The 8112-nt window shown below is 62.5% G+C and carries 11 protein-coding genes; 7 read left to right on the top strand and 4 right to left on the bottom strand.

The window, feature by feature from the left end; all coding sequences use genetic code 11:
- The 4 genes from I5W_RS04395 to tilS form a co-directional block, all read left to right on the top strand.
- A partial coding sequence (locus tag I5W_RS04395) for a DALR domain-containing protein (RefSeq protein WP_044528325.1) occupies nucleotides 1-624 on the top strand: 624 nt, incomplete at its 5' end.
- 1 nt (nucleotide 625) lies between these two features.
- Entirely contained in the window at nucleotides 626-1285 is a 660-nt protein-coding gene (locus I5W_RS04390) for a DNA-3-methyladenine glycosylase family protein (RefSeq protein ID WP_017450768.1), read from the top strand.
- A 185-nt stretch (nucleotides 1286-1470) separates the two neighbouring features.
- Complete coding sequence (locus I5W_RS04385; RefSeq protein WP_044528324.1) at nucleotides 1471-2427, top strand: acetyl-CoA carboxylase carboxyltransferase subunit alpha; 957 nt, start codon at nucleotides 1471-1473, stop codon at nucleotides 2425-2427.
- Between the two features lie 81 nt (nucleotides 2428-2508).
- Nucleotides 2509-3915, top strand: coding sequence for a tRNA lysidine(34) synthetase TilS (tilS, locus tag I5W_RS04380; protein WP_044528323.1), 1407 nt, complete (start codon nucleotides 2509-2511; stop codon nucleotides 3913-3915).
- A gap of 152 nt (nucleotides 3916-4067) precedes the next feature.
- Here the strand turns inward: tilS and I5W_RS04375 are convergent, their stop codons facing one another.
- Nucleotides 4068-4430: a hypothetical protein gene (locus tag I5W_RS04375; RefSeq protein ID WP_044528322.1), complete on the bottom strand. Its 363-nt coding sequence runs from the start codon at nucleotides 4428-4430 to the stop codon at nucleotides 4068-4070.
- Between the two features lie 97 nt (nucleotides 4431-4527).
- A complete protein-coding gene (locus tag I5W_RS04370; protein ID WP_017450772.1) occupies nucleotides 4528-4782 on the bottom strand; it encodes a hypothetical protein in 255 nt (84 codons plus the stop codon).
- Between the two features lie 221 nt (nucleotides 4783-5003).
- On the opposite strand from I5W_RS04370, the gene I5W_RS04365 reads away from it, so the two are divergent.
- Complete coding sequence (locus I5W_RS04365) at nucleotides 5004-5663, top strand: LysE family transporter (RefSeq protein ID WP_044528321.1); 660 nt, start codon at nucleotides 5004-5006, stop codon at nucleotides 5661-5663.
- Nucleotides 5664-5771: 108 nt separating this feature from the next.
- Here the strand turns inward: I5W_RS04365 and I5W_RS04360 are convergent, their stop codons facing one another.
- Nucleotides 5772-6062: a PsiF family protein gene (locus I5W_RS04360; protein ID WP_017450774.1), complete on the bottom strand. Its 291-nt coding sequence runs from the start codon at nucleotides 6060-6062 to the stop codon at nucleotides 5772-5774.
- An 80-nt stretch (nucleotides 6063-6142) separates the two neighbouring features.
- Nucleotides 6143-6541 (bottom strand): lysozyme inhibitor LprI family protein, encoded by a 399-nt coding sequence (locus I5W_RS04355; RefSeq protein WP_017450775.1) that lies wholly within the window; start codon nucleotides 6539-6541, stop codon nucleotides 6143-6145.
- A gap of 215 nt (nucleotides 6542-6756) precedes the next feature.
- Here I5W_RS04355 and I5W_RS04350 point away from each other — a divergent pair, with 215 nt between their 5' ends.
- Both I5W_RS04350 and I5W_RS04345 read left to right on the top strand, forming a co-directional pair.
- Nucleotides 6757-7107: a hypothetical protein gene (locus I5W_RS04350; protein WP_044528320.1), complete on the top strand. Its 351-nt coding sequence runs from the start codon at nucleotides 6757-6759 to the stop codon at nucleotides 7105-7107.
- A 49-nt stretch (nucleotides 7108-7156) separates the two neighbouring features.
- The coding region (locus I5W_RS04345; protein WP_044528319.1) for an ABC transporter permease at nucleotides 7157-8112 on the top strand (956 nt) is incomplete at its 3' end.

Here is an 8112-nt window from a genome sequence, read left to right as displayed (position 1 = left end):
TCATTATGGATGCACAACGGCTTCGTGCGCATCGACAATGAAAAGATGTCCAAGTCCCTGGGCAATTTCTTCACCATCCGCGACGTGCTCAAAAAGTATGACCCGGAGGTGTTGCGTTTCTTCATATTGCGCGCGCATTACCGCAGCCCGCTCAATTATTCCGATGCCCATCTGGATGATGCTCGCCAGGCGCTCACCCGCCTGTATACGGCCTTGAAGGACGTGCCGCCGGAAGCGGGCGGCTTGCTGGTCGATGAGGCTCATGCACAAAAGTTCACAGAGGCCTTGAACGACGACTTCAACACGCCGGTGGCGATGGCGGTGCTCTTCGAGCTGGTCAATGAAGTCAATCGCAGCCGTTCGCCGGTGCAGGCGCGTCAGTTGAAAGCGTTGGCCGGCATCCTGGGCCTGTTGCAGCGCGCACCGGACGACTACCTCAAGGGCGGCGTGGGCGCCGCGGACGGTCTGGGCGAAGCCGAGATCGAAGCGCTGATTGCCGCGCGCAAGGCGGCCAAGGCCGGCAAGGACTTCGCCGCAGCCGACCGCATCCGCGCCGAGCTGACTGCTGCCGGCATCGTTCTGGAAGACAAACCGGGCGGCCTGACCGAATGGCGGAGAGCTTGACTTGAATACCAACCGAAAAGCCAGTGACGCCGATCCCAGCCTGATCGTGCCGGCCTACTGGGAAGACGCCAAGGCCGAGCTGATGAAGCGCGACCGCATCATGCGCAAGATCATCCCGCAGTTCGGGGACTTGCAATTGACGGTGCGTGGCGATGCCTTCACCACGCTGGCGCGCTCGGTGATCGGCCAGCAGATCTCGACCAAGGCCGCCAATGCGGTCTGGCAGCGCTTCCTGCAAGCCTGTCCGCGCTGCACCCCGGGCCAGGTGATCCGTACCGGCCCCGAAGGGCTGGCCGCCTGCGGCTTGTCCAAGCGCAAGGCCGAATACATCCTCGACCTGGCCGCCCACTTCAAGGCCAAGACGGTACATCCCGACAAATGGGCGGAGATGGAAGACGAAGCCGTCATTGCCGAGATGATCCAGATCCGTGGGATTGGCCGCTGGACAGCCGAGATGTTTTTGATATTTAATCTGCTGCGTCCGAACGTACTGCCGCTGGATGACCTGGGATTGCTCAAGGGCATCAGCATCAGCTACTTCTCGGGGGAGCCCGTCTCGCGCAGCGATGCGCGTGAAGTCGCCGCGAACTGGGAACCGTGGCGCACCGTGGCCACCTGGTACCTGTGGCGCAGCCTGGACCCGCTGCCCTCCGATTATTGATCCAAGGGGAGGAGGGCGCAGGCACTGCTGGTGTATACTCCCGTCCTCGCAAGATTTTGAAGGCAAACCGATGCATCCGGGATCATCGAGCCGCAACCCGCACTGGGCCGGCATTTTCTCCGATTCTCGTCGCATGATCGGACTTGTTGAAAAAGGACCACAATGAGTAATCGACAACGACTTTTCTGGGCTTCGAGCAGGCCATCGCCGAGCTGGATGCCAAGATCGAAGAGTTGCGTTTTGTACAGGACGACTCGGCCGTCGACATCTCCGAAGAGATCGAACGCCTGGTCAAGAAGAGCCAGCAACTGACCAAGGACATCTACGCCAAGCTGACGCCCTGGCAGGTCTCGCAGATTGCGCGCCATCCGCAACGTCCCTACACCATGGACTACGTGCGCGAAATCTTCACCGACTTCCACGAACTGCACGGCGACCGCACCTTTGCCGACGACCAGTCCATCGTCGGCGGTCTGGCCCGCTTCAATGGCCAAGCCTGCATGGTGATCGGCCACCAGAAGGGGCGCGACACCAAGGAACGCGCCATGCGCAACTTCGGGATGCCCAAGCCGGAAGGCTATCGCAAGGCCATGCGCCTGATGAAAGTGGCCGAAAAGTTCGGCTTGCCCATCTTTACCTTCGTGGACACCCCCGGTGCCTTCCCCGGCATCGATGCCGAAGAGCGCGGTCAATCCGAAGCCATCGGTCACAACCTGTACGTGATGGCCGAACTGAAGGTGCCACTGATCGCCACCATCATCGGTGAAGGCGGTTCCGGCGGCGCGCTGGCCATCGCCGTGGGCGACTCGGTGCTGATGCTGCAATATGCGACCTACTCGGTGATCTCGCCGGAAGGCTGCGCTTCCATCCTGTGGAAGACCGCCGACCGTGCCGCTGACGCCGCCGAAGCACTGGGCCTGACGGCGCACCGCCTGAAGGCCATTGGCCTGATCGACAAGATCGTCAACGAACCGCTGGGCGGCGCCCATCGCGATCCCAAGCAGATGGCCAGCCTGCTCAAGCGCGCGCTGTCGGATTCGCTGCGCCAGTTCCAGGGCATGAAGACCAAGGATCTGCTGGCCGCACGTCACGAAAAGCTGATGGCTTACGGCAAGTTCAAGGAATTGAATTCGGCGGAATAATCCCTCGGTTTCATTCTTCCTCGATCCAGGCGCCAGCGATTGCTTCGCTGGCGTTTGTCTTTCCGGCCCCGATTTTCTTCCATGTCCGATCATCCTTCCTCTTCCCCCGACAAGTCCCTGGCCAGCCTGATGCAGGCACTGCAGGCCACGCTCGCGGCCACCGGCTTCGATGTCGAGCGCGATACGCTGGCCGTGGCCTACAGCGGCGGGCTCGATTCCACCGTACTGTTGCAGGTGGCCGCACAGTGGGCCCAGGACAGTGGCGGGCAGGTGGTGGCGCTGCATGTGCACCACGGCTTGTCGGCCAATGCCGATGCCTGGTGGGCCCATGCACAGGCGTTTTGCGCGCAGCGCGGCCTGCCATGTGCCGCCGAACGGGTGCAGCTGGCGCGGGTGGCCGACACTGGCATCGAAGAAGCGGCGCGCCTGGCCCGCTATGCCGCGCTGGGACGACTGTGTCGCCAGCATGGCGCGCCCTTGCTGCTGACCGCACATCACCTGGATGACCAGGCCGAGACGGTGTTGTTGCAACTGCTGCGTGGCAGCGGTCTGGCCGGGATGTCGGGCATGGATCATTGCAATACCGCCCCTGGCTTGCTGGGTGACGCCCACACCCTGGTGGCGCGGCCCTTCCTGGGGGTGACCCGGGCGCAACTGGAAGCAGTGGCGCGCGCGCTTGCGCTGGTGTGGATCGAGGACGAATCCAACCAGGATCCGCGCTACACCCGCAACGCCTTGCGCCATCAGGTCATGCCCACGCTGGGCCAGGTCTTTCCCGGCTACCAGCAGCGCCTGGCGCGTGCGGCCGGACATGCGCAAGGTGCGCAGGAGCTGCTGCGCGAAGTGGCCCAACAGGATCTGGCGCAATGCCGTCAGGACGATCACCTGCTCATGCCGGCGTTACGGGGCTTGAGTGAACAACGGTTCCTGAACCTGATGCGCCACTGGTTTGCGCTGCGCGGGATGCGGATGCCTTCGGCGGCCTGGATGCAGGAAATGCGCAGCCAGTTGCTGCAGGCCGACGTCGAGGCGCAATTGTGCGTGTCGCATCCAGATGGCGAGGTGCATCGCTACCGCGAGCGGGTCTTCCTGGCGCCGCGCCGCATCGCGCCCGATGAGGGCGCATCCTTGTCCCTGCGCTGGGAAGGGCAGGCACAGGTGCGGGTGGCGGCGTTCTACGGCACCTTGCATTTCGATCCCATCGCCCCCGACGAGGGGCGGCCCGGCCTGGACGCCGCCTGGCTGCGCGCGCAGGCGCTGCTGGTGTGCGGGCGCAGTGGTGGCGAGCGCATCAAGCTGGGTGTGAATCGCCCGGCGCGCAGCCTCAAGCAGCAATACCAGAGTGCCGACGTGCCGGCCTGGGAGCGGCCTTTCCTGCCGCTGGTGTGGGCCGGCGAGACCCTGCTGTTTGCCGCCGGCATCGGCATGGATTGCGCCCATCTGGTCACGTCGGGTGAGCGCATTGCCTTGCGCTGGCAGCCTGATTGAAGCGGGAAAATAAAAATAATTTAGCGCATTTTAAAAATATAAAACGATATAAAAAATAACGCCCCCGAACCTGATGGTGCGGGGGCGATATCCCTGTCATCCCTGACATGGCCGGGTCTCAAGGGCCCGGGGTGATGCTCCTTGCGGACCGCTTACTTGGCGGCGCCGTCAGCAGCCGGCTTGGTTTCGGTGCCGGCAGCTTCCTTCTTTTCCGTCTTCTTTTCTACCTTCTTTTCAGCTTTCTTTTCGACCTTGCCTTCGGTCTTGCCTTCTTCCTTCTTTTCTTCCTTCTTTTCTTCCTTTTTCTCTGCCTTCTTTTCCGACTTCTTGTGCTTGGCGTGGTGTTCAGCCTTGGCCTTCGGAGCGGTCTCGGTCTTGGCGGCTTCCGCCTTGGCCGGGGCTGCAGTGGTGGTGGCCGGGGCGGCAGCCGGGGCAGCGGTGCTGCCGGTCTGGGCGAACACGGGCAGGGTCAGGGCCGACAGCAGGGAGGCAACGATGATGGTCTTGGTCTTCATGATGATGTCCTTTCAGAGACAGATGTCTGGTATGCGTTGAGTAGTACGGTGTGAACTCAGATGTGCTGCTTGCAGTCTTGCTTACTTACTTGCTTACTTACTTGGTCTTGGCGGCGCTGTCGGCGGCTGGCTTGGCTTCGCTGCCAGCAGCTTCCTTCTTTTCAGCCTTCTTGTGCTTGGCGTGATGATGGCTGGCCTTGGCCTTGTGCGTGGTTTCGGTCTTGCCGGCTTCCGCCTTGGCCGGGGCTGCTGCCGTAGCGGCGGCCGGGGCAGCGGTGCCGCCGGTCTGCGCGAACACCGGCAGGGCCAGTGCGGTCAGCAGGGAAGCGACGATGACGGATTTGGTTTTCATGGCAATTTCCTTTAGAAAGTGGTTGTTACGCTAGGCGCTTGATTTTGCGTAATCGCTTCATCGTTTCGTTGCGCCTTGCTTCCTATAACGAGCCGTCGACGTGAAAGACGACGTCAAAGTGTTTCAATTCATCATGTATTTGTAAGCATTCGTTGCTGCTTTGCTTATAATGGTCAACTCCACATTCCACAGTGCGCCCCCGCCCTTCGATCGAGTCCCTCATGGCCTATCAAACCTGGATCACCTTCTTCTTCGCTGCTTGCCTCATCGCGATCTCGCCCGGTTCGGGCGCCGTGCTCTCCATGAGCCACGGCCTCAATTACGGCGTGCGCCGCACCAGCGCCACCATCCTCGGCCTGGAAGTCGCGCTGGTGTTGGTCCTGGTCATTGCCGGAGCCGGTGTGGGCTCGCTGCTGGTGGCCTCCGAGCCCGCCTTCAACGCCGTCAAGATCGCCGGCGCCCTGTACCTGATCTATCTTGGCTTCTCGCAATGGCGCGCCCCGGTGCCGACCGAGCAGGAAGGCGAAGCCATCGACGCCGCCAATGCCGTGGCCCGCGCCCAGCGCGGCCAGGCTTGGTGGCAGCGCTGCATCACCGGCTTTTTGACCAATGCCACCAATCCCAAGGGCATCGTCTTCATGGTGGCGGTGCTGCCGCAGTTCATCGACCACGAACGCCCCTTGGGGCTGCAACTGCTGGTGCTGGGGCTGACCATGGTGGCGGTGGATGTGGTGGTGATGCACGGCTATGCCTTCGCAGCCAGTCGCCTGCAACGTTTCTTCCGCAGCCAGAAGGCGATCAAGGCGCAAAACCGCTTCTTCGGCGGCGTGCTCATGCTGGTGGGAGCCGGGCTGTTCTTCGTCAAGCGCACCCAGCATTGAGATCGTTTCACTGCCTCAGGCACTCAGGCAATCCGGCAATAAAAAACCCGCAAGGCGACTTGCGGGTTTTTTCATGGGCCACCGGGTGAGGTGGCCAGAAGAACAGAATTACTTCTTCTTCAGGCAGGAAGACATGAAGGCCTTGCGTTCGTCGCCCTTCTTGCCAGCGGCGTCGGCATTACATTGCTTCATCTTGTCTTGCTGGGTGGCCGGCTTGGGTTGTTCCTTCTTCAGGCAGGAGGACATGAAGGCCTTGCGCTCATCGCCCTTCTTGCCGGCCGCGTCGGCGTTGCATTGCTTCATCTTGTCCTGCTGCGCATTCTGCGCCATGGCAGGAGAACTGAGCAGCAGCGGGGCGGCCAGTGCGAAAGTGGTCATGGCGAAGATCAGTTTTTTCATGGAAGACTCCCTGGGGCAGTGTGGAATGGTTTGCCTGTTTATTCAGACGGGAGCATTACAGCATGAAAGTTTGTGACTGCCTAGCGCACGCAGTTCAGATCGCCCTCCTGGCAACCGGCCAGTGCCTTGAGTTCGTCGGCGCGCTGACGGGTCTTGTCGGCCAGGCAGGTCTGGCGCGCCAGCTCGCCTGCTGATCCCCTGGCGCTGGCCGAACTCTGGAAGCGACAGGACAGGTCGCGGTATTTCAGCCAGGCCAGTTGCACCTCGCGCAACTGGTTCTGCTGTGCCTTGTTGAGTTTGTCGCGATAGGCCATGTAGGTGGCATTGAGATCGGCATCGTTCTGGGTCAGTGTCTCCGAGGCGCAGGCATTCATCTCGGCCTGGGTCGCGGCCTTGGTGCAATCGGCGGCAAAGGCACTGCCGGCACATAGCAGCAGGGCGGCTGCCAGCAGGTGCAAGGAGCGCAGGGGGGCTTTCATGGTCGAACTCCATCTAGTCTGAACACCCGTTACAACAGCTTGTTGCCCGGCAGTAAGCAGGCTCGATACCGCGGTTTGCAACGGGTCGGGATAAAATCACATTTTGCCTGTCTTAGAAGAAGACAGAGGAGTGCGGTTCTCACGGGCTTGAAACGAAATTGCAACAAGCCGTATCCATCGTCCTCCCCCCACATCGTCGACAAGGAGTAGTGCAGATGGGATTGAGCTGGTTATCCGCGATCAAATTGATTCCCTGGGGCGACGTGGTCCAGGCCACGCCCGGCATCGTCAAGGGCGCGCGCGAGCTGTGGTCGCGCACGCGCAAGGCCAAGACGGCCGTCGATGCGCAGCAGGTCAAGCCGGTGGGCAGCGATGTCGATCAACTGGGGCAGCGCCTGGCCCAACTGGAGGCCGAACAACTGGACGCGACCCAGTTGATCAACACCCTGGCCGAGCAGAATGCGCAACTGGTGGCCACCATGGACCGGATGCGGCGCCGGCTGCAACTGCTTACTGCCGGCTGCGTGCTGCTGGCCCTGGGCGTGGCGGCGCTGTGGCTGCGCTGACATCCAGCGTCCTGCATTCTTTTCCTTTTTCTTCCTCTCTGGCTCCTGCATGTTCCAACAAGCATTGCGCATGACCCTGCGCGACTGGCGTACCGGTGAATTACGCTTCCTCCTGATCGCCCTGGTCGTGGCGGTGGCGGCCTTGTCATCGGTCGGTTTCTTCGTGGATCGGATGCGCGCCGGCATGACGCGTGATGCGCACCAGTTGCTGGGCGCCGATCTATTGATCGCGGCCGACCAGCCGCTGCCGCCGACCTGGTTGCAACAAGCCGCCCAGGCCGGGTTGCTGCAGGCCCAGACCCAGGTCTTCCCCAGCATGGCTCAGGCCGGCGAGGGCGATGCGGCGCGTTCGGTACTGGCGTCCATCAAGGCGGTCACAGCCGGCTATCCGCTGCGCGGCCAGCTCACGCTGCGCGCCGCCGATGGCCGCGACCGGCCCGCCGAGGGTATCCCGCAGCCGGGTACGGTATGGGTCGATCCGCAGATCCTGGCGCAACTGGATGTGAAGGTGGGCGATACCCTCAAGCTGGGTGACCTGCCCGTCAAGATCGCCGCCCTGATCTCGGTCGAGCCCGATCGCGGCAGCGCCTTCGTCAACTTCGCCCCGCGTGTGATGCTGGGCGAGGCCGACCTGGCCGCCACGCACCTGGTCCAGGTGGGTTCGCGCGTGACCTATCGGCTGCTCATCGCCGGCCCCGCCGAGGCGGTGCAGCGCTACCAGCAACAGATCGAACGCCAGATCGAGGCCGAGCAACTGCGCGGCGTGCGCCTGGAGTCGCTGGAAAACGGCCGCCCCGAAATGCGCGCCACGCTGGATCGCGCCGAACAATTCCTGTCGCTGGTGGGCCTGCTGTCGGCCATGCTGGCCGCGCTGGCGGTGGCCATGGCGGCCCGTCGCTTCATGCTGCGCCACCTGGATGCCTGCGCCATGCTGCGCTGTTTCGGTCTGACGCAAGCCCAGGTGACTGTGCTCTATCTGACCGAATTCATCCTCATCGGACGTCG

Source organism: Herbaspirillum sp. B65 (genome assembly GCF_000333555.1).
Classification (GTDB): Bacteria; Pseudomonadota; Gammaproteobacteria; order Burkholderiales; family Burkholderiaceae_D; genus Herbaspirillum; species Herbaspirillum rubrisubalbicans.
Note: the sequence above shows the minus strand (reverse complement) of the source record. Positions and strands in the feature narration are given on the sequence as shown.

Coding starts and splice junctions, on each gene's coding strand:
- tilS (WP_044528323.1), top strand. CDS start 2,509: ATGTCCGATCATCCTTCCTCTTCCCCCGACAAGTCCCTGGCCAGCCTG.
- I5W_RS04375 (WP_044528322.1), bottom strand. CDS start 4,430: ATGAAGACCAAGACCATCATCGTTGCCTCCCTGCTGTCGGCCCTGACC.
- I5W_RS04370 (WP_017450772.1), bottom strand. CDS start 4,782: ATGAAAACCAAATCCGTCATCGTCGCTTCCCTGCTGACCGCACTGGCC.
- I5W_RS04365 (WP_044528321.1), top strand. CDS start 5,004: ATGGCCTATCAAACCTGGATCACCTTCTTCTTCGCTGCTTGCCTCATC.
- I5W_RS04360 (WP_017450774.1), bottom strand. CDS start 6,062: ATGAAAAAACTGATCTTCGCCATGACCACTTTCGCACTGGCCGCCCCG.
- I5W_RS04355 (WP_017450775.1), bottom strand. CDS start 6,541: ATGAAAGCCCCCCTGCGCTCCTTGCACCTGCTGGCAGCCGCCCTGCTG.
- I5W_RS04350 (WP_044528320.1), top strand. CDS start 6,757: ATGGGATTGAGCTGGTTATCCGCGATCAAATTGATTCCCTGGGGCGAC.